The sequence below is a fragment of the Bradyrhizobium sp. CCBAU 21365 genome (assembly GCF_015291305.1).
Classification (GTDB): Bacteria; Pseudomonadota; Alphaproteobacteria; order Rhizobiales; family Xanthobacteraceae; genus Bradyrhizobium; species Bradyrhizobium elkanii.
The window spans coordinates 7,355,615-7,375,366 of the sequence record NZ_CP030036.1; the positions used below are offsets into that span (position 1 = coordinate 7,355,615).

Annotated in this window: 16 protein-coding genes and 2 pseudogenes; 7 read left to right on the forward strand and 11 right to left on the reverse strand. The window is 60.3% G+C overall.

The genetic code is table 11. The features are described 5' to 3' along the window. Nucleotides 1-421 precede the first annotated feature (421 nt). From XI02_RS34520 to XI02_RS34535, 4 genes and pseudogenes are all read right to left on the reverse strand, one after another. A pseudogene (locus tag XI02_RS34520) lies at nucleotides 422-1,101 on the reverse strand (response regulator transcription factor). Beyond that, entirely contained in the window at nucleotides 1,098-3,761 is a 2,664-nt protein-coding gene (locus tag XI02_RS34525; protein ID WP_018273349.1) for a PAS domain S-box protein, read from the reverse strand. Before XI02_RS34525 ends, XI02_RS34520 begins: the two are co-directional and overlap by 4 nt. Before the next feature lie 119 nt (nucleotides 3,762-3,880). Next, nucleotides 3,881-4,327, reverse strand: a complete 447-nt coding sequence (locus tag XI02_RS34530; RefSeq protein ID WP_016848243.1) for a hypothetical protein — start codon at nucleotides 4,325-4,327, stop codon at nucleotides 3,881-3,883. Between the two features lie 30 nt (nucleotides 4,328-4,357). Then, nucleotides 4,358-4,738 (reverse strand): antibiotic biosynthesis monooxygenase, encoded by a 381-nt coding sequence (locus XI02_RS34535; RefSeq protein WP_016848244.1) that lies wholly within the window; start codon nucleotides 4,736-4,738, stop codon nucleotides 4,358-4,360. Between the two features lie 85 nt (nucleotides 4,739-4,823). Between XI02_RS34535 and XI02_RS34540 the strand changes: the two genes are divergently transcribed. From XI02_RS34540 to XI02_RS34560, 5 genes and pseudogenes are all read left to right on the forward strand, one after another. Then, the gene (locus XI02_RS34540) at nucleotides 4,824-5,297 is read left to right on the forward strand and encodes a MarR family winged helix-turn-helix transcriptional regulator (protein ID WP_016848245.1); all 474 of its coding nucleotides are present in this window, start codon (nucleotides 4,824-4,826) and stop codon (nucleotides 5,295-5,297) included. A gap of 67 nt (nucleotides 5,298-5,364) precedes the next feature. Next, nucleotides 5,365-5,780: pseudogene (locus XI02_RS34545) on the forward strand (IS5 family transposase); the annotation flags it as partial. Nucleotides 5,781-6,483: 703 nt separating this feature from the next. Beyond that, the gene (locus XI02_RS34550) at nucleotides 6,484-6,672 is read left to right on the forward strand and encodes a hypothetical protein (RefSeq protein WP_016848248.1); all 189 of its coding nucleotides are present in this window, start codon (nucleotides 6,484-6,486) and stop codon (nucleotides 6,670-6,672) included. Between the two features lie 1,172 nt (nucleotides 6,673-7,844). After that, entirely contained in the window at nucleotides 7,845-8,132 is a 288-nt protein-coding gene (locus XI02_RS34555; RefSeq protein ID WP_016848250.1) for a helix-turn-helix domain-containing protein, read from the forward strand. Then, a complete protein-coding gene (locus tag XI02_RS34560) occupies nucleotides 8,129-9,412 on the forward strand; it encodes a type II toxin-antitoxin system HipA family toxin (RefSeq protein ID WP_016848251.1) in 1,284 nt (427 codons plus the stop codon). The genes XI02_RS34555 and XI02_RS34560 overlap by 4 nt, the downstream gene beginning before the upstream one ends. 83 nt (nucleotides 9,413-9,495) lie before the next feature. On the opposite strand, the gene XI02_RS34565 is transcribed toward XI02_RS34560, so the two are convergent. The 7 genes from XI02_RS34565 to sfnG form a co-directional block, all read right to left on the reverse strand. Beyond that, the gene (locus XI02_RS34565; protein ID WP_016848252.1) at nucleotides 9,496-10,692 is read right to left on the reverse strand and encodes an acyl-CoA dehydrogenase family protein; all 1,197 of its coding nucleotides are present in this window, start codon (nucleotides 10,690-10,692) and stop codon (nucleotides 9,496-9,498) included. Between the two features lie 25 nt (nucleotides 10,693-10,717). Further along, complete coding sequence (locus XI02_RS34570; protein ID WP_016848253.1) at nucleotides 10,718-11,503, reverse strand: ABC transporter ATP-binding protein; 786 nt, start codon at nucleotides 11,501-11,503, stop codon at nucleotides 10,718-10,720. A 61-nt stretch (nucleotides 11,504-11,564) separates the two neighbouring features. Further along, nucleotides 11,565-12,893, reverse strand: coding sequence for an ABC transporter substrate-binding protein (locus tag XI02_RS34575; RefSeq protein ID WP_035632474.1), 1,329 nt, complete (start codon nucleotides 12,891-12,893; stop codon nucleotides 11,565-11,567). A gap of 2 nt (nucleotides 12,894-12,895) precedes the next feature. Continuing rightward, the gene (locus XI02_RS34580; protein ID WP_016848255.1) at nucleotides 12,896-13,966 is read right to left on the reverse strand and encodes a branched-chain amino acid ABC transporter permease; all 1,071 of its coding nucleotides are present in this window, start codon (nucleotides 13,964-13,966) and stop codon (nucleotides 12,896-12,898) included. A 3-nt stretch (nucleotides 13,967-13,969) separates the two neighbouring features. Beyond that, nucleotides 13,970-14,860 carry a branched-chain amino acid ABC transporter permease gene (locus XI02_RS34585; RefSeq protein WP_018273351.1) on the reverse strand — a complete coding sequence of 297 codons (891 nt, stop codon included), beginning with the start codon at nucleotides 14,858-14,860 and terminating at the stop codon, nucleotides 13,970-13,972. Further along, nucleotides 14,860-15,777 (reverse strand): ABC transporter ATP-binding protein, encoded by a 918-nt coding sequence (locus XI02_RS34590; protein ID WP_018273352.1) that lies wholly within the window; start codon nucleotides 15,775-15,777, stop codon nucleotides 14,860-14,862. Before XI02_RS34590 ends, XI02_RS34585 begins: the two co-directional genes overlap by 1 nt. Before the next feature lie 22 nt (nucleotides 15,778-15,799). Further along, a complete protein-coding gene (gene sfnG, locus XI02_RS34595) occupies nucleotides 15,800-16,900 on the reverse strand; it encodes a dimethylsulfone monooxygenase SfnG (RefSeq protein ID WP_016840953.1) in 1,101 nt (366 codons plus the stop codon). 32 nt (nucleotides 16,901-16,932) lie between these two features. Here sfnG and XI02_RS34600 point away from each other — a divergent pair, with 32 nt between their 5' ends. Both XI02_RS34600 and XI02_RS34605 read left to right on the forward strand, forming a co-directional pair. After that, the gene (locus tag XI02_RS34600; protein ID WP_125459244.1) at nucleotides 16,933-17,415 is read left to right on the forward strand and encodes a hypothetical protein; all 483 of its coding nucleotides are present in this window, start codon (nucleotides 16,933-16,935) and stop codon (nucleotides 17,413-17,415) included. 1,058 nt (nucleotides 17,416-18,473) lie between these two features. Beyond that, the gene (locus XI02_RS34605) at nucleotides 18,474-19,730 is read left to right on the forward strand and encodes a tyrosine-type recombinase/integrase (RefSeq protein WP_018273353.1); all 1,257 of its coding nucleotides are present in this window, start codon (nucleotides 18,474-18,476) and stop codon (nucleotides 19,728-19,730) included. Nucleotides 19,731-19,752 lie beyond the last annotated feature (22 nt).

Here is a 19,752-nt window from a genome sequence, read left to right on the forward strand (position 1 = left end):
CGATCCGATGCCTTTGAACATGACAATCCTCTTATATAGAGCTGTTGCGTGTCGCCACGTCTGAAAGTCGTTTGTCGGCGGCCTGTTTGGTGATCCCTAAAGCTTGGGCGATCGTCGACCACGACAAACCTTGGCGTAGGGCCGAGCGGACGGCTTGGCGTTCGATCCTGTCCGCCAGTCGGCGCAAAGCTACGACACCGGCGAGCGCTTCCTCAGGGTCGGTCGGGAGAGAGGGAGGGAGATGTCGCGGCGATGTAGCCACGCGATTTCAAAAGATTCTCTGCCGCCGCACGGACTGGGGCGTGGTTGTCAACAACGGAAATCACAGGCATGGGTAAGACGAGCCTCCTGAAGGAGGAATAGCGGCTGCAAGCATTAGCCGCCTTCGGCGAAAATGGGCTCGACTGATGAAATTGTAAAATCATACTTCGGTTTGTTCAGGACGATTGGCGCGAATTCCCAACGTCCCAGTCATTCTGATCAAGTCGGCCAGCGACCGTGCACGCATCTTCCTCATTACGTGTCCCCGGTAGATCTTGACCGTAATCTCGGCGAGCCCAAGCTCGGCGGCTGCCTTGTTCATCATGCCGGTAGCGACCAGTTTCATCACCCCCTGCTCGCGCGGGGCTTGAGCTCTCAAATCGAGACTGGAGGTTCGCGACGATCTGCTGAGCCTCTCGTCTTTTGCGATCGCGTTCGGTCGCTGCAACCACGGCATCAAGCAGTTCCTGATCGCGAAACGGTTTGCTGAGAAAATCGACCGCTCCTTCCTTCATGGCCCTGACGGTCATGGGAATGTCGCCATGGCCGGTAATGAAATGATCGTAATATGTATGTTCAACCTCGCTAGCTCGGTCTGGTAGTCAAGGCCGCTCAAGCTCGGAAGCCGGACATCGAGAACTAGACAGCTAATAACGTCCGGAATTGTGCTCTGCAGCATTTCGCGCACCGATCCGAATGCAAGACGCCTAACCCTACCGATTGAAAAAGGTTCGTAAGCGAGCGACGCATGGAGATGTCATCCTCGATGATGAAGACAACCGCCTTTGTCGAGGACTCGGCATTGCTGACTTCACCCGGCGAGTCAAATCGTCCTGTCACGAGACGGCCTCCTTATGCAGCGGTAGGGCAAACTGGAAGGTCGCGCCCGGTCCATTTTTGTGGACCATTGACAGCCGTCCGCCATGAGCTTCCACGATCGACCGGCAGATCGAAAGACCCATTCCAAGGCCACTCGATTTAGTGGTGAAGAAAGGATCCAAGACGCGGTCCGCGTCGATCTCGGCGATGCCGACGCCGCAATCGGTCACTGCAAGCTGGATGTGCCCCAGATCGTCCTTTGATGATTGAATCAGCAGTTCGCGCGTCCGGTCGGTAACTGCGTCCATGGCTTCGATTCCGTTCATCACTAGGTTGATGATCACCTGTTGTAGCTGAATCCGGTCGCCGAGGATCGTAGGCAACCCTGCCGTCAACTCGGTGCGTAACGTCACTCGGTGGCTCACCAGCTCTCGTGTTACCAGCGCAATGACCTCCTTAACGAGCTCATTGATGTTGAGCGGCACCATCTCAATGTCGCCTTTCTTCGCGAGCGCGCGAATACGACGGATCACCTCGCTTGCCCGGATTGCGTCTTCGATGATCCATTCCACCGAAGAGCGCGCAGCGGAAAGATTAGGAGCTTCCCGCCCCATCCAACCGAGGCACGCATCGGCGTTGCTGATAATAGCGGCGAGTGGCTGGTTTACTTCATGGGCGATGGAAGTTGTTAGCTCTCCTAAGGTCGTTACACGCGTTACATGCGCAAGCTCCGCTTGTGCCTTTCGTAGTTCTTGTTCGGCTTGATCGGCGCGAATGGTCGCGGTGATGTCAGTGCTGACGCCCCGATAGCCGAGAAAGTTCCCCTTTCCATCGAAAAAAGGCTTGCCACTCGTGCGGACGTAGATCGGAGAACCTGTCCGATTCACGGTGCGGTAGACGAGATCCCGAAACGGAAGATGGGCCTCCAATGTCGCCCGATGCTGCCGCCGCTTCTCGGGCTCCTCTTCGACGTCGCACGCAAGGTCACAGCGAAGCAGGCCGATCAATCCTGTCGCCAAAAGTCCCGCAGCGCTGGTGTGCTCGGATAAGCGAGTGACCTGAAGATCCGGCCCAGTTTCCCAGAGCCAATCGGAAGCTGTTTCGGCGTAGTCGCGAAAGCGCTGTTCGCTTTCGCGCAGCGCGGCAAGTGTGTTTTCCAGGCGTTCCCTAGCTGCGTGTTGCCCGGTGACATCCATATGTGTTCCGATCAGCTCGCTGACTTTACCATCGCTGCCGACCACCACGTGCGCAACGGAGTGTATGCGTCGTATCCCGCCATCTGGTAGAAGGATACGAAAATCATATTCGAACCGCCCCTCCTTGTGCTCAATCGCCTGGCGCTGCACCTCCTCCAGCCGTGGCAAGTCGTCCGGATGGATGCGCGATCGGATGGTCTCGATCGATACCGGCTCTTGTGGGCGAAAGCCAAACAGACGATCGACCTCGGCGGAGCGATACACGAAATCTAGACCGTAGACGTCCCAGGACCAGCTGCCCGTGTGACTGAGATGCTGAGCTTCGGCTAGATAAGCCTCGTTGCGGCGCAGCTGTTGTTCTGCTCGCCTAGCCGCCGTAATATCCGTAGCTGCCCCAACAAACTCGATCTCACCAGAGGCTGTTCTCGTCGCTCGCGCCTGCGCATGGATGTGCTTTACCGAGCCGTCCGGTAGCAGAAGCCGGTATTCGTGCTCGAAATCGCTCGGGTCTCGCATCGCGCGATCAATAATTTCTTGAACCGAAGCCCTATCATCTGGATGAGTGCGCTCAACGACGAGCTGCGGCCCCAGCGGCACTGTCTGGCGATCTAATTGGAAAATCCGAAATGTCTCCTGTGACCAGAAGGCTTCGCCCGTAGTGGGGTTCCAGCTGAAGCTGCCTGTGTGACTCAACTCCTGCGCCTGGGCCAAATGTGCTTCGCTCCGCTGCAGGGCAAGTTCGGTCCGCCTTCGCTCCGTGATATCTTCGCAGGCGATAAGGACAATGGGCTGCTTATCCGCCCAGAGCATAGCTTTGGCGCTTTCACGTACCCACAAGACCGAGCCGTCCTTCCTGACCTTCTGGACGTCCCAAGTGCGCGTTTGTCCGACGTCCTTCAGGCACGTCCGAACGCACGCGCGATCCTCCTCGAGAAATACCTCCAGCACGGACTGACCGATCAGTTCAGCACGAGCATAGCCGAGTTGTGTCGCGCCGAATGTATTGACGTCGAGGACAGTGCCGGCTTCATCGACCATGAAGTACATGGCTGGATTGTGCTCGAAGATGGCGCGCCACCGCTTTTCGCGATCCTCCAAATCGGCCGCACTCCGCTGAAGCTTGGCCGCAATCACACGCGCAGCCTCTCTTTCCTGACGGAGCGTACCGATCAAGTGCGCTCCCACAATCGAGGCAATAAAGAATGCAACAACCACGGGCAGATCTCGGGGGGCATCGATTCGCAGGCTGAACGCCGGCGGCGCAAAGTAATAAGCGAGAGCAGCAATGGCTACGATGCAAAGCGCGGACGACGCGACGAAGCTGCCCATCAGCGAAAACAGCAAGACCACTAACAAATAGGCGAACGCCGTCGCGGCGAAATGCGCCTGAAGGTACAAGCAGGCTAGTGTTACCACGGCGAGCGTTATGCTGCCGGAGGTAAACTGAAGGGCTGAACGTTCTAAACTGCTGATTTGGCTACGCATTGTGATACGTCCGGCCTATTCTCCGGCGGGAGAGCTATAAGATTTTAGGGCGCGTACTCATAAAGCCGGGACAATACCGGGCGTCAGGTCGGTTGTCCGCGCAGTTCCGGTTCAGGTGATTAAGCGGGTTTGCGGCGCAACCATCCCTTCATTTTGAGACCGTCCCGCCCGTTGAGAGCAAGAAGTGTAATGTTTGTTGCGCCCGCGATGAGCTCGATCGCCTGCACAGCATAGAACATGGCATCGAATTCTGCCGCCTGAGCCTTCGACGCAAGGAAGAGCGCAGACGGAATAAGAATCAGGATGCCGTTTCCTGCAATGAATGGCATGCGCTTGAATTTGGCCCCGATCGGTCCGGCCCGGCGCCCCATTGCCAAGATGACACCTGTACCGCCGGTGGCAGCGAGCGCCGGAATCAGCAACAAGAAGCCCCACGGTATGGTGCTCTTAACCGCGGCAACTGTGGCATGGGACGCGAACAGCTCGCTGAGTACCGTCGATAGCCAAAATGTGCCGATCGTTGCGATAGCCAAGGCACCAGCGATAGGATGGATCAACTTGATCATGAGTATCTTCCCTTCCTAAAAACAGCAGGGCTAGGCAACGCAGATGCCGCGCACGGCAACTTTCTGGAACAGATGAGGGGAAGCTATCGCGGAGGCCGGATAGCTGGCTATTTTTGCTAGAAAGTCAGGATGGGTGAAGGCCGCGCGGAAGTGTGCGGTGGATTCCCAGACGGCGTAGTTCAGATAGGTCGAGCTGTCGCCGAGAGCTCTGTGCAGCTGAGTGGAAATGAAGCCCGGCTGTCGCTTCATGAACGCTGCGTCGTCCTGCCAGGTTTTGAGAAAAGCCGCCTCATCGGCTTTGTCGAGAGTGAATGGGTTCACCAGGACGACCGAATTTGCCTCAATAGCGATCTGGCGGTCGATCGGGAAGGAAGGGTCGAGTGCGCGTAGCAGCGACATGAGTGGCTCCATTGCTATTTAGCATGCGATACCTAATTGGTATTATGCCTACATGACAGATTGACATTATAATGTCAATATAAAACAATGGTGACAAATGAAAAGAGCCAAGCGAACCCCCGAGGGTGACGCCCTGACCGACCTTGTTCTCGATCTCTTCAGGCTCGACAGCCTACTTCTGACGGCCGGCGACCGTCTGGTCGCGCCGCTTGGCCTAACAAGCGCACGCTGGCAGGTGCTTGGCGCCATTGTGTCCGCCGAACGTCCCCAACCGGTCGCTTGGCTCGCACGCGACCTCGGCGGCAATCGTCAAAACGTGCAGCGGATTATCAATGATCTACACAGGGAGGGCCTCGTATCTTTTGAGGTCAACCCGCATCACCGACGGGCGCAGCTCGTCGTGCTCACTGCGAATGGACAGCGCGCCTTCGAAGCCGCAATGGAATTGCAGGCTCCCTGGATCAACGATCTTTCAGAAGGGCTGTCGGTCAAGGATATAAGGATTGTCCATCGCGTGATCACGGCCTTGCGAGATAAGCTTGAGGGCGGCCGTGAGGACAAGTTGGCCTGACATGGCAAAAGCATTGTGCTCGGCCCGGCGCCCGTGATTCAACTTCCCAAACTGGGGCTTCGAATCATTGCGCCATGACCTAAGGGACTACGAATGGGCACTTATCAAGTCTATGCTACCAAACAAGACGCGTGGAGTTCCTCGGGTAAACGACTGACGCGTCCTCATCTTCTGCGTCGTGCGATCTGGGGCACCTTGGCGCGATTTGCCGGATCATTTTGGTCCTTACACTACCTGCTATAACCGCTTTGTTCGCTGGCGTGGGCCGGTCTCTGGAGCCGAATCATAGATACACTCGCCGCTGCTCACGATGCGGCGGTCCAGATGATCGACACTTCTATTGTCCCCGTTCATCAGCACGGAGCGTGCATCGCCAAGAACCAGAGGCAATCGATAGGACGGTTACGGCAGACCAGCAAGATTCGTGCGCTTGTAGATGGCAATGGCCTCCCCGTACGGCTGCCACTGACGCCTGCCGTCGTATTCGGTGGCCGGCATGACGCCGTATCCGCCCCTGCCGGTGCGGAAGATAACGACGCAGACCATGAGGGTGGGCGAGGTTCTATGCATTGGCGAAGGCAAGGCTTTGAGACATCTATCCGGCTCCTGTTCTTAGGCGGGGACCATCCCCGCCCGACAGGCACCAGTCGCGTGGTTGTCAGGGCTGCATGGCTCTCGGCTGGAACGTCGTTGCCGTCACAGTGCGGTGGCTGATCGGCTAGAATGGATTGTAAGTCGATGTGCGGTTGGGAGGTCGACACGGCGGAGTTCAAAGGGCCGCCGACCGTTCACCGATCGCACCACCATGCTGGACATTGGCCTGTAGGAGCGGTGGATAGGAAGTTACTGCAAAATCTATTTCGATCGGACCGAGGTCTATGGCGCAAAGTCCGTCGTTCCCGATCATTTCTGCGCTCTTCTAGGAAAGCGACCGAGCCATCAGGCCGTCGGTCGATGAAGAGGCGGAAAGTTCCAACGTCGTCTACAAGGCGCCCAGAGCGGTCTTGTCGCGTTTGGATCTCTTGGGCTGCCACGGCCAGTACGGCGCGTGAACGGCTGGAGGCTTAGCTCGCAGCGACGCGCGAGACTGGGACGAATACTGCGCCGATGGCGATTGGGCAGAGGAGACGGCCGCGGCACTGCGCTCATTCTTTGTCGAGGATTGGTATCGGCGCGGGCACCCGAAGTGCTGGCGACCCTCTACACGCGCGAGGAGGCGACGGACGAGATCGATCGCCGGATGCGTGATCGCGACGGCGAAGGCCGGCTTTGGTTCGACGGCTATGGATCCTTGATGAGCCTTCGGGCTTTGTTGGATGCCTGCGCTGACGTGCGGCACGTCATCACGGCGCTGATCGGCGGCGGTTGGATCTAGTCGGGCGCCAGCATTTGCGCTGACAAGAGAGCTTCCGCTCCCCTTGATCCCCGTCGGCTGGCAACAACGGTCATTCTTGCCGAAGGCAGCACGGACATTCGGATATTACAACGCTCGCTCACGGCGCTATTTCCAAGCGAAAAGATTACTTCTCGTTCTTTATCCATGCCAAACTGAGCGTGGATGGCGGCGCTGCCTATCTTGTGAAATTCCTAAAGGCATTTGCGGCAGCGCGGGCACCGTTGGCCTCGTAGCCGTATTCGAGAACGACACCACTGCACGTTAGACGTATCGGCAGGCCACCGCCTTGGGACTGCCAGACAACATGATCGTGGTGCTCCCGGACACGGAGCGGAAGAGATACGCTCTTCCTGCACGAGGCCTTCGCCTAGAGAATCGCCCCAATGCCGATTTTTTAAGATCACGTCGCGCGCCTTCTATTGCGCGGCGCATACTCAATTGGCAGCTTGGGCCAATGGCGATTTCCTGGTAGCAGCAGAATTCGTCGGCTCTGGTCTCGACAGCCTTTAGTCGGGAGTCTTTCAATCACTCGGGATCGATCCCGACCACAGCGGCTGCTGACGTTGGTTCTGTAGGAGACGCTGCGGCGATCGAGCACGTTGCTGTAGTCGGAGTAGGCGCGCGCCAATGAGCGAACGGAATGTCGCCGTCTGATCGTCCGGTGCGCTTTGGAGGACGGCGTAGAGCTCCTACGAGGCTTTGATTACATACCGATGTACTTGCGGTGCATCTTTGTCGTGCCCCACCAAATATGGATATCTGGCATCTTCGACGAGGTCGGAACGGTTTAACTTGCCTGCTTTGGCGTGAGACTTTTTCGTAGCCATCGGCTGCGCCCTCGGGACCTCTAACCTTCGGCCGAAAATCCTTTCGGACCCAGATCTTTCATATATGGCGACAGGCATCGCTATCTCCTCGACAGGCCAATTCTCGCTCGTCCCAGGCTATCAAGGAGCCGTTAAAAAGATTTTTCCGGAGCTCGATTCATAAGGATAATTAATTGATCTGATTATATTTTTCTAGTCTAGGCACAAACCTGCGCGTGTTACCGAACGATGACATTTTCAAAAGTCGACGTTCGCTGACATTTTCAGTTGTCGCCGAACGGTGACATATGGTAATGTAAGCGAACGTCAACATTCTGAATTGCCATGCTCATACGCACGTCGGCCGATCTCGGGGCCATCATTCGAGGCACACGCAAACGCCTCAAGCTCGACCAGTCGAGCCTCGCCAAGCGCATTGGCGTCAGCCGTCAGTGGGTTATTGAGGTTGAGCGCGGCCACGCGCGCGCTGAACTCGGCCTAGTGCTCCGCGCTCTTGACGCACTCGGCATCCGTCTAGACGCAGGCAGCGAACAACCCCATGGCCGCGGTTTAGAAAAGCCAGTCGTTGATATCAACGCAATCGTGTCAAAAGCCAAAAAGAGCAGGCCATGACCAACGAACTCATCGCGCTTCTGGACGGCAGGGAAGTCGGCCGCGTGCACAACGACGCTCGTGGCCGTCTCACCTTTGTCTATGACAGCGATTGGCGGCAAACGAGGGACGCATACCCCATTTCGCTCTCCATGCCACTCGCGGCCGAGGAACACGGCCCCGCCGCTGTTCAGGCCTTTCTATGGGGACTGCTCCCGGACAATGAGCGCGTTCTCGATCGTTGGGCGAAGAAGTTTCAGGTCTCGGCCCGCAATGTGTTTGCCCTGATTTCTCATGTCGGCGAAGACTGCGCCGGCGCCATTCAATTCGTCACGCCCGATCGTTTGGAGAAATTGCAAAGCGGTACGGACGACAAGGTTGAGTGGCTTGACGAAGCAGCCGTCGCAAAACGTCTGCAAGCATTGAGAGAAGATCATGCCGCGTGGCGGCTGCCGCGTGATACGGGGCAATTCAGCCTCGCCGGTGCACAGCCGAAAACCGCACTGCTTCTGCAAAGAGGACAATGGGGTATACCGTCCGGACGCATTCCGACAACGCATATCCTGAAGCCGCCGACCGGCTATTTCGACGGCCATGCCGAGAACGAACATATCTGCCTCAATCTCGCGCGTAATCTCGGCTTGCCTGTCGCCGAAACAAAGGTCATGCGGTTTGAGAATGAGGTCGCCATTGTCGTCGAACGCTACGATCGGCAGTTCAGTGGCAATCACGTCATTCGCGTCCATCAAGAGGACGTGTGCCAGGCACGCGGCATCATGCCAACCAGGAAATATCAAAGCGAAGGCGGCCCGTCCGCCACGGATATTATCGAACTCTTACGTACCCATTCCACCGAGAGCGTTGATGATATCGATACGTTCATCGATGCTCTCGGCTTCAATTGGCTCATCGGGGGGACCGATGCGCACGCCAAGAACTACTCATTACTGCTAGCCAACGGCCCAACGGTGCGGCTTGCGCCACTCTACGATATCGCCAGCATCCTTCCCTACGACGATGTTGATCTGCAAAAGATGAAGCTCGCGATGAAGATTGGTGGGGAATACAAGCTTGGTCAAATAGGTGCGCGTGAATGGCGGAAATTCGCCCGCGAAATCCGTTTCGATGCGGAAAAAGTCATTGCGGGACTGAACTCCTTGGCCGATCTGCTTCCGGACAGCGTAAGCGGCGTGTGCGCTACCGCGCAAGCGGAAGGGCTAGATAACGCCGTTATCCAGCGCCTTGCCGCAAAGCTGATCGAGCGAACCAAAGACTGCCAACGCCTTCTGAAAGGCCTCTAAGCTTGCACAACTCACGGTTCGCGGTCGACTAGCGACGGTAGGGAACGGTATTTCCGAGCCTGTGGAGTGCAGGCCGCGAGGCTTTACTCTCCGCCCTCGTAGAACAGTTCCAACGGCAAGCCGACCAGCGCCTTGCCGATCCAGTCGCGTGCGATCACATTGGATGGGCCCATCGCGATCGCGGCGCGCGCGTCTCGATAGGAGCGCTCGATCGGACCGCGATGGTAGCCATAGCCCCCGGTCACGGTCAGCGCGGTGGCCGCGACCTTGTTGGCGACCTCGGCGGCGTGCACCTTGAATTCGGTCAGCGGAATCAGGATCTCGCTCTGCGGCCTGCCGGCGCGCCACAGCACGTCGAGTCGCGCTGCGAGCTCGTTGCGCCACGGCCGCAAGGTCTCGACCAGCACCTTGGCGGCGCCGAGCTCCTGCCGGATCGCCTGGTAATCCGATAGGCTCTTATTCCGATCCTTGTGCACGAAGCTCGTGGTGTGCGCCACCGCCGCGTTCAGCGCTCCGCGCGCCACGCCTTCCCAGACCGCGCCGAGCCCGATCAGATAAACCGGCGACACGCCGTCATAGATGATCTCCTTGCCCTGCCCCTCGGTGCCGAGCCGGTCGCGCTGTGGCACCCGCACATTGCTGTAGCGGATCGGACCTGAATGATTGGCCCGCACGCCGAGCGCATCCCAAGGCCGTGATTCGATCCCTTGGGCCTTGCCGTCGACGATGAAGAACACGATATCGGCCTGGTCCTTTGCGCCGGGCGTGCGCGTCTGTACCACATAGTAGTCGGCCTGACCCGAGCTGGTCGTGAACGACTTCTCGGCATTGACGAGATAATCCTCGCCGTCGCGCGAGGCTTCCGAGAGATTGTACCACCAGTGCCCGCCGGTGGCGCGCTCGCTGGTCGAATAGGTGCCGAGCAGACCACCATTGTTGGATTTGAGCCAGCGCTCCTTCTGGTCGGCGCTGCCGAACAGATTGATAGTTTGGGCCGCGCCGACATGCATCACATAGACGAGGCCGGTCGAGGCATCGGCTTGCCCGATGCGATACGCGGCTTCGGCGAAGTCGACGTGAGCGAGACCGAGCCCGCCATGCTGCACCTCGTTCAGCACGCCGGTCCATCCGGCCTCCGACAGCGCGCGCAGATTCTCGCGCGGAAACCGGCTCTCCTTGTCGTTGCGATCGGCGTTCACCTTCACGGTGGCGTCGATCGCGGCGTCGAGTCTTGCATAGACGTCGTCGTCGATCTTTCGGGCGAGATTTTCTTGGGCCATGGTCGTTCTCCTGTCCGGGTTGATGTCAAGCGACAGCCTGGGTCGGCTGCCGGCTCGGATCGACTTGTGACGATCCGCCGAGATAGAGCGTCTTGATGTCGCCGCGCCGCCGCAGCTCGGCGGCGGCACCCGCGAGCACGCTGCGGCCGTTCTCGAGCACGACAGCGTGGTCGGCGAAGCGTAGCGCCACCGTCGAGTTCTGCTCCGCGACCAGGATCGACAGACCCTGCTCGGCATTGAGCTGTTTGAGCGCGCGAAGAATCCCCTCCACGACGAGCGGCGCCAGCCCCATCGACGGCTCATCGAGCACCAGCAGCCGCGGCCGCGACATCAGGGCGCGGCCGATCGCTGTCATCTGCTGCTCGCCGCCGGAGGTCAGCCCGGCCAGCGAACGGCGCCGCTCCTTCAGCCGCGGAAACAGCGTGTAGACGCGGTCGAGATCATCTGCGGTCTCGGCGCGGGTCGCATCGCGCCCGATCGCGCCGGTGAAGAGGTTCTCCTCGACCGTCAGCGACGCAAAACAGTGCCGCCCTTCGAGCACCGGCACGATGCCGGCCCGCACTAGCGCGGCGGCCGATATGCCGGCAAGATCGTGGCCCTCGAACAGGATGCAGCCCGCAGTGATCTGGCCGCGACGGGCGGGCAGCAGCGCCGACACTGCCTGCAAGGTGGTCGATTTGCCGGCGCCGTTGGCGCCGAGCACGGCGACAATTTCGCCCGGCCGCACCACGAGCGACACGTCGCTGACGGCGCCGATGGCGTGATTGTAGGTCGCGGCCAGGCCGTCGACTGAGAGCAGGACTTCACTCATGGTTCGATCCGTCGAGTTACCGGCTGCGGGAGGCACAAGGCTCCCGCAGCGGCGCGATCGATTACTGGCTGACCGGATCGTCGCCGGAGGTGCGGGGCGTGATGCCATGCTCCTGGGCATAGGCGGCCGCGGACTTCTCGATGATCGGCCGCAGGGACGCCCAGTCCGGCGCGATCCAGTCCGACACCACCTTCCACTTCGCGCCATCCCACTGCTGGAAGGTGACGCGGCCGTCGCCCTCGTGATTGTCCCAAGTGACGTTGATCGAATGGAACAGCCCCTTGGCGCCGAGCGCCTCGACCCGCGCCGGATTCAGTTGCAGATGCTCAAAGCCCCAGCGCACCTCGTCGCCGGTCAGCGTGCGCTCGCCGAACTTGGCCTGCGCGATCCTGATCGCCTCGACGTTGAGGATGCCGTTCACGATGCCGAGGTTGTGGTAGACGCTGCCGATCCGCTTCTTGTCGTCGAGATTGCCCTTCCCTGCGCCATAGACGGTCTTGATCACCTCTTGCAGCACCGGATATTCGGCACCGGAGGCTTGCGTGGTGATCGCGATATAGCCTTTGGCTGCGTCGCCCGCTGGGATCACGTCTTCCTCGGAATTGGACCAGACATTACCGATGATGTGGTCGGCCGGGAAGCCGACCTTCTGCGCGGTCTTCAGCGCCACCGGATTCATCACGCCCCAGCCGCGCAGCACCACATAGTCGGGCTTGGCGCGCCGGATCGAGAGCCACTGCGACTGCTGCTCGTTGCCGGGATGCGGCACCTCGATCTGCTCGACGCTGAAATGATACTTGTCCGCGAGGAGCTTGTAGATCGGGATCGTCTCCTTGCCGTAGGGCGAGCCGTGATAGAGCACGACGATTTTCTTGTCCTTGAGCCTGTCGACGCCGCCTTCGCGGCTCGCGATGTAGTTCACGATACCCGAGGTCTCGCTGTAAGGATTGAGCAGCAGCGGGAAGACGTAGGGAAAGACGCGACCGTCGGTCGAATCGGTCCGGCCATGGTTGACGGTGATCAGCGGCACCTTGTCCTTGGTGATGCGGTCGATCATGGCGTAGGCGATGCCGACCGACAGCGGATTCCAGGCAGCGACGCCGAGCCGGTTCTTCAACCGCTCATAGACTTCGACGCCGCGCTCGACCTCGTACTGGGTCTCGCCCTCGTCCCAGGTCAGTTTTACGCCGTTGACGCCGCCGTCGCGGATATTGATTAGGTTCAGATAGTCGATGAAGCCGCCGAAGAAGCCGGTGCCGCCGGCGGCATAGGGGCCAACCCGATAGCTTTGCAGCGGAAAGAACTGCTCGTCGGCGTGGACCGCCGGTGCTCCAGCAAATGCAAGGACGCCCACTACCCCCAGCGCGAATTTCAAGTGTCGAAACCTCATCGTCAGCTCCTTGATGTGTCAGTTGCAGGAAACGTCTTGCGGAGGCCGGTCCACGCGGCCGACGCCGCGCGAAACCGGTCCCACAGCGCGATCAATCCGCGCGGCTCCGCGATCAAAAAGGCGATGATCAGCGCACCGATCACGATGCGCTGGCTCATCTCCAGCACGCCGGAGTCGAACACGCCACCGAGCAGAGCCGCGCCGAGCCGCGACAGGATCAGCGGAAACACCACGATGAAGGCCGCGCCGAGGAACGCGCCGCGCAGCGATGCCAATCCACCGATGATGATGATGAAGAGGATCTGGAACGAGCGATCGAGATTGAAGCCGGCCGGCTCGACTGTGCGCAGGTAGGCAAAGGCCCACAGCACCCCAGCGACCCCGATCAGGAACGAGGATACGCCGAACGCCAGCAGCTTGGTCCGTAGCAGCGGCACACCGATCACCTTTGCCGCGATCTCGTGATCGCGGACCGCGATGAAGTTGCGGCCGGTCTGCGATTGCAGCAGCAGCAAGGTCAGGATCGTCGCCACCGTCACGACGGCCAGCGAGAACAGGTAGCGGCCCGCCGCGCTGGTGAAGGAATAGCCGGCGATGGTCAGCGCTGGCGCATCGATCACGCCGGACGGATTGTCGTTGGAGAACCAGCCGAACTTGGTCAGCGCCCATTGTACGAAGAACTGCGCCGCGAGCGTCGAGACCGCGAGATAGAACCCGCGCAGCCGCAGGCTCGGCAGCCCGAACACGATGCCGATCGCGGCCGCGACGAGGCCGGCCAGCACCAGGTCGAGCAGCAGCGGCAACTCGGGCAAACGGAGATGCAGATTGTAGGCGGCATAGGCGCCGACCGCGAGGAACGCGGCCGAGCCGAGCGACACCTGCCCGGCATAGCCGGTGAGGACGTTGAGCCCGACCGCGGCGAGCGCCAGCGCGAGGAACGGCGTCAGAACCGCGTCCATCAAATAATCCGAACCGGCGAGCGGGATCACGCCGAACGTAATCACTGCGCCGATGCCGATCAGGATGCGGTCGATGACGGGGAGGGTCTGGCGCGGGTTCGAGGTTGCGTCCATGTGCTAGACCCTCTCGACCAGCTTCTGCCCGAACAGTCCCGAGGGCCGCACCAATAGGAATACCAGCGCGACGACATAGCCCGCCCAAGCCTCGATGCCGCCGCCGACCAACGGGCCGACATAGACCTCGGCGAGCTTCTCGATCGCGCCGATTAGGAGGCCCCCGACGATGGCGCCGGCGATCGAATCGAAGCCGCCGAGCACGAGCACCGGCAGCGCCTTGAGCACCACCAGCGACAGCGAGAACTGCACGCCGAGCCGCGCGCCCCACAGCAATCCGGCGACCAGCGCAACGATGCCGGCGACCGTCCACACGATGGCCCACACCCGCGGCAGGCGAAGGCCGACCGCAAGTGCTGCAAACGGATCGTCGGCGACGGCGCGGAACGACAGCCCTGTCCGCGTGGTGCGGAAGAACAGCGCGAACAGCGCAACCAGGCTGCCCGCCACCGCCGCCGCGAACAGATCGAACCGGCTGATGAAGACGCCGACGATATCGAGCGGCACGTCGCTGATGCCGATGTCGAGGCCGTGGACTTGGGTGCCCCACAACAGCTGCGCCGCGCCTTCGATCACATAGGACAGCCCCAGCGTCGCCATGAACAAGGTGATCGGCGGCTGGTTGACCAGCGGCCGCAACACCGTGCGCTCGACCGCGACACCGAGCGCGACCATGATCGCGAGTGTCGCCAGCAGCGCAAGCGGAAGCGCGACGCCGCGCTCGACCAGACTGACGAAGGTCAGCGCCGCGAACAGCAGCATCGCGCCCTGCGCGAAGTTGAGCACCCCCGAAGTCTTGTAAATCACCACGAAGCCGATCGCGACCAGCGAATACATCACGCCCGACAGCAGGCCGCCCACCAGCACTTCGATGAGGAATTGATAGTCAAACATCAAAGTGCGAGCTCCGTTTCGTCCGCATGCGCGACGCCGAGATAGGCATCGACCACCGCCTGGTCGGACCGCACCTGGTCCGGCGTGCCGTCGGCGATTTTGCGGCCATAGTCGAGCACCGCGACGCGATCGGACAGCCCCATCACCACACCGATGTCATGCTCGATTAGGACGATGGTGGCGCCATAGCTGTCGCGGGCGTTGCGGACATGCGCGGCCAATTCGTGCTTCTCGCCGAGCGTGACGCCCGCAAAGGGCTCGTCGAGCAGCAAAAGCGACGGCCGCGCCACCGGCGCACGCGCCAACTCGACGCACTTCTGCAAACCATAGGGCAAGGTTCCGGCGGCGCGGTCGCACACCTCGCGAAGGTGCAGGAAGCCGATGACGTCTTCTGCGGCGGCGCGGTTCTCCGCTTCGATCCGCCGTGCCAGAGGCGAGCCGGCGATCTGGCGCAGAAAGCCGGCGCGGACCCGGTGCGCCACTCCCATCAGGACGTTGTCGCGCACCGAGAGGCCCTTGAACACAGCGAGATTCTGGAACGTCCGCGCCACACCATGCTGCGCCAGCCGCGCCGTAGGTACATGGCCGAAGGAATGCTCGCCGAGCCAGACCCGGCCCCGGTCCGGCCGGTAGAGCCCGCTGATGACATTGAGCAGCGAGCTCTTGCCGGCACCGTTGGGGCCGATCACCGCGCGGATCTCGCCTTGTGCGACCTCGAGATCGATGTCGCGCAGTGCGGCGACGCCGCCGAACGAGAGCGAGATGTCAGCAAGCGCGAGCACCGGCTGGATCTCGCCACTGCCTCGTTTCACGAGCGCACGGTCCGCGACGTCCGCGCGCGCGGACAAGGGCGCAGAGAGAGCCGGCTCGACAAGGGCGCCATCCAATGGAAGCACACCCGCGCTTGCTGCGATCATGGTCACGCCAATGTTTCCCGAATCACTCGGCGGCCTGGACGTGCCGCGCCGCGTCCGCTTCCAGTGCACGCACCAGCGGAATGACGCGGCGGCCGAAATACTCGACCTCTTCCTGGAAATGGAGGAAGCCGAGCAGCACCAGGTCGACCCCGATCTTCTTGAGCGCGATGATGCGCTCGGCGATCTGCTCGGGCGTGCCTATCAGGTTGGTCTTGAAGCCGTCATTATACTGGACGAGATCCTCGAAGCTCGATTTGGCCCAATTGCCCTGACCTTCCGGTGAGGCTTTGCCGGCGTTCTTAACCTCGTGACCGAAGGCGTTGACGGCCTCCGGATCGGCCTTGGCGATGATCTCGTTGAGGACGCTGCGCGCCTCAACCTCGCTGTCGCGCGCGATCGCGAACGCATTGACGCCGATCCTGACCGAATGGTTGTTGGCCCTTGCCTTGGCCCTGATGTCATCGACCTGCTTCTTGATCTCATCGACCGAATTGCCGTTAGTGAAGTACCAGTCCGACACCCGCGCGGCCATGTCGCGCGCCGCGCGTGAGCTGCCGCCCTGGAAGATCTCGGGCAGCGGCTGGGCCGGCTTCGGCTTCAGCGTGTAGTCGCTGAAGCGATAGAAATCGCCGCGGAAGGTGAAGCTGTCCTGGGTCCAGATCCCGCGCAGCGACCGGATGAACTCTTCCGAGCGCCGGTAGCGTTCGTCGTGATCGAGCCAAGGTTCGCCGATCGCGGTGAACTCGCCACGGAACCATCCAGAGACGATATTAACCGCAACGCGGCCCTCGGTGAGCTGGCTGATGGTGGCAATCTGCTTGGCGGCAACCGCCGGATTCCAAGGCCCGGGCAGCAGCGCCGCGATCACCTTCAGCTTCGTGGTCGCCGCGAGCAGCGCGTGGCTGAAGGCGACCGGCTCGTGCTGGAACTCGGCGCCATAGCCGGCCGTGAAGCGGATCTGGCTCAGGGCATAGTCGAACCCCGCCTGTTCCGCGATCTGCGCCAGTCGGCGATTGTAATCGATATCCCAGCCGGTTCGCTGCTCGAGCTTGCTGATCACGAGGCCGCCGGAAACGTTCGGCACCCAATAGGCGAATTTGATCTGATCATGGTTCGCGGTCATAGGAATGTCCTTCTGAAGTTTGGATTTGCAGTGTGACGCAAGCAGCACGATGCATTCACGCTGCGGCTGGTCAGCGGGTTACGACACAGCTCGTTCAAGCCGTCACTGAGATCGGGATGATGGGAAACTTTGCGCGATCAGCCCTGATCCGCGCCGGCGCGCAATCGGTGCGTCAACAACACGGTGCGCGATACGACATCAGCTGCGCAACGCAGGTTCGAGATCGGTCAAAGAGGCCCCTGAAAGTCATCCGCGTTCCCCTCGCAAGCATCATCGGCGAGCAACCAATACTGTCAGAGAAAGTTGGGACCAGCGAGTCCAAGCCAAACTCTTTTTCAGCGCGTCCGGGAAAGCGGTATTCTTTTGTTGACGCGAAACGCGACGATTGTTGCCATGCGGGCGAAAACTCGGCTGCGAATACTCACCTGCTGAAGTTAATGGCAAGCGGTTTTGATAGCAAAATCGAGAGCCGTCCAACAAGTGTATCGCTGGACCTCCATTGCATCAGCAGTTGAATTTCCTGCCGTCGGAATAACACAAGCGCGAAGACTGTGGTTATCCATTTGCCAAATCCAAGCAGTTCCTTGCGATGCGGTGTCGCTGGCATAGTTTATCCAATAGGAGGTTGCGGCCGCCGTCGATCGATAGGTTGGATTGGACAGATTACGTTGCCCCCCTCTATTCAGAAACGAAATGATCGGCGCCGTCGGGCAGCGAGGGTCTACTTCGCCGCTGAGTCTCCCTCATAAAGCGAGGCACGTTTGTTTTTCATTTGGTATGCTATCTCGCGGTGAGATCCTTCTCCGTCGAGGCTGGTTCGAAGAACGCCTTTGCCTTTAGATGATTTCGCAGAGCGACTGGCCTGTACGGGCCAAAGCTCGTAAAGTTGCGGACCGAGCTCATCGCAAGCCTTTGATAGGCCGTCTCGTGAAGTAGCGCGTTTTCTAGCACGTCGCGGATCACTTTCGACCAACGGAATGCGGTTCGGTGTTGAATTCCACCATCCAGTCGAGTGTGATGTCAGACAGCCGAGAGGAAAGCTTCGGCTGTCACAGGTTGTTGAGATTGCAGAACCTGCGATAAGGCGGCGCCACCTCAAGCTCGAATAAGATCCTCCCGCCTATTGAGCTGCTCCCCACTGTCCCCGGAGCAAAGGGCCGCCGCCACTCCACTGCGCTTCAGGGCTGCAAGCAAAATTGTCCGATTCGCAGTCGTAAGCCGCCGATTACCCCATCCACGCGCCGGTAGGACTGCTCGACGAGTGGTTTTCGTCTACACTTAGGACCTAACGCTCTGATCCAAAGGCAGCGCCCCCCCACGAGCAACGCGTTCAAGGAATGCCGAAGCGCAAGATCGACAAGCTCGCTCGCGCAAAAGCGCGGCCCGATCCTGCCCAATGGGGTGAGGATGAAGTAATGACCCTTGTCGAGGCCGCGGCAGTGTTCTTCCCACTCGGTCCGTTGACAATATCATCGTTGCGCAGAGCCGCGGCCACCGGGACTCTTGAAATCGCCAAAGTTGCGGGCAAGGATCTGACAACCCCTCGAGCGATCTGCAAATTGGTCAAGCCGTCATGCCGGGCCGCAGAGCCAAGCCGCCACGACTCTGGTTTAGAGAGGACGATGAAACCTGGATCATCCTCGATCGTGGCCGGCAAATCCGCACAGGCTGCAGCCGCGACGACATTGACGGAGCTGCGAAGGCGCTCGAGACCTATATCGGCGAGCGACATACCAGCACCATCGGGGCAACTGACCCGAACGTCCTCGCGATAGCCGACGTCCTCACAGCCTACGAAATTTCAAAGCGGCCCAAGGACACGAGCGATGAACGCGCGTGGGCACAACATGACCTGCTGCTCATTCGCTTGCTCGATCTTAACAACTTTTTTGGCGATAAAACCGTCAGTCAGCTCAAAGCTCAGCTTTGTCGCGACTTTGTCGATTGGTCCACCGGTACTGCGAACGACAATCATAGGAAAGCCGGCATCAAGCCACGCAACGGGACAGTCTCTGATCAAACCGCACGACGCCGACTCGAAGATCTACGCGCTGCCGTGAACGCCTACCACGCCGAGCATACGCTCACCGTCGTTCCAAAGGTCACTCTTCCTCCTAAAGCCGAAGGACGACACCGATGGCTAACGCGCAACGAGGCAGCGCGCCTACTCGGAGCAACAATCGGCTACGTGTGGGACACGGAGCAGGAAACGTGGAAGCGCAGCGAGGATGGCGAGCTCGCGCGCCGGGAGCGGTGGATCATTCGTCGTCGCTATCCCGCGGCGCGCTTCTGCCTGATCGGTATCTACAGTGCTCGTCGCGAAGAGACCATCCGGCGCACCCAGTGGCTGCCAACAACGACCCATCCATGGATGAACCTTGACGCGATGGTCTACCAGGGCAAAGGGACGCTGGAGCAGTCGACCAAGAAACGGCGGCCGCCGGCAAAGATCGCTAGCCGCCTGCGTCCGCATCTGATTCGATGGCGCAGGATCGACCAAGCTCGATCTGCAGAACTCCGCGCCTCAGGGGTTATGAGAGACGGTGAACAAATCCGGTTCGTCGTGAACCGCCTGCACGACGGCCAGCCGCTTGCCGGCAAGATCAGGTCAGCCTGGAATGGTATTCTGGAGGACGCCGGGCTGGGCGACGACGTCGTCCGGCATTCACTGCGCCATACAGCGGCGACATGGTTGATGCAGGCGGGCGTCGACATGTGGGAAGCCGCTGGCTGGCTCGGCATGACCGTTGAGCAATTAGAGGCCAACTATGGCCATCACCACCCGGACTTTCAGGAAGAGGCGGCGGAAGCTTTTGGGGCAAGGCGCTGAGCTGACCACTACTCTGCGCGAG